Here is a 1062-nt window from a genome sequence, read left to right as displayed (position 1 = left end):
GGTGGAAGAGAGTTGCCTGCCCATCTCGGTGCTGCCCGATCCTCTCCGGGTCGATACATCGCTTTATGCAACGTTGGAAGCCAGCGGCAGAGGCATAGCACGTGCTTTGCAGCATGTGACGGCTATCAATGCCAGCGCAGAACTAGCCATGCTGGCTGAGGTGCCTGAGGGCCAGGCGCTGCTCAAAGTGACGCGTCTAGGCTATCTCGCAGATGGCTCTCCGGCGGAGCTTACCGTTACCTACTGCCGCACTGATTATTACGACTTTATGGTCGAGATGACCCGCTAGGAGGTTTTATGCAGTTTGGCAATATTCTCACCTCTGAGGGCTGGCGCCTGGGAGAGATCCACTGGGAAGACGGGCGTATTAGGCGCATTGACGGCGATCCGGTAGATCCTGATACCAATGACCATCCACGCATTATTCCCGGCTTTATAGATTTGCATGTGCATGGTGGTGGTGGTGCCGACACCATGGAGGGCGGCACAGCTGTTGCCACCCTAGCGCGCACCCATGTGCGCTTTGGAACTACCCGTTTGCTTGCTACCACCATGACGGCGCCAGATGAGCGGATCCGTCAGGTGCTAGGCGATATCGCCCGCTATATGGAGGCGCAGGAGCCGGACGCCGCCAAGGTGTTGGGCGTCCATTTGGAAGGTCCTTATATCAATCCTGGCAAGCTGGGTGCTCAACCCGCCTATGCGCGTAATGGGGTGATTGAGGGGGTGGATGAGCTGTGTGCTTTGGCCCCCATCCGCTTACTGACACTTGCCCCTGAGTTAGCTGGCCACTATGCATTAATTCGCCATCTCAGCGAACGCGGCGTGCGGGTTCAGATAGGGCATACGCTTGGCAGCTATGAAGAGGGCGTTGAGGCATTGGCTCATGGTGCCTGCGGGTTTACTCATCTGTTCAATGCCATGACCGGACTGCATCACCGCAAGCCGGGAATGGTCGGCGCAGCGCTCGCCCATGCGCAGTACGCCGAAGTGATTCCTGATCTGCTGCACGTACACCCTGGTGCCATCCGTGCCGCCTTACGTTGCATCCCTAATCTCTAC

At 57.8% G+C, this 1062-nt stretch carries 2 protein-coding genes; both read left to right on the top strand.

All coding sequences use genetic code 11. The features are described 5' to 3' along the window. On the top strand, positions 1–289 hold a 289-nt coding region (locus tag INT22_RS21420; protein ID WP_226912869.1), incomplete at its 5' end, for a UTRA domain-containing protein. An 8-nt stretch (positions 290–297) separates the two neighbouring features. Further along, a partial coding sequence (locus INT22_RS17580; RefSeq protein ID WP_226912868.1) for an N-acetylglucosamine-6-phosphate deacetylase occupies positions 298–1062 on the top strand: 765 nt, incomplete at its 3' end.

The organism is Halomonas sp. 3D7M (assembly GCF_014897885.1).
Classification (GTDB): Bacteria; Pseudomonadota; Gammaproteobacteria; order Pseudomonadales; family Halomonadaceae; genus Vreelandella.
The sequence above is the reverse complement of the archived record's forward strand: the minus strand, read 5'-3'. Positions and strand labels throughout refer to the sequence as shown.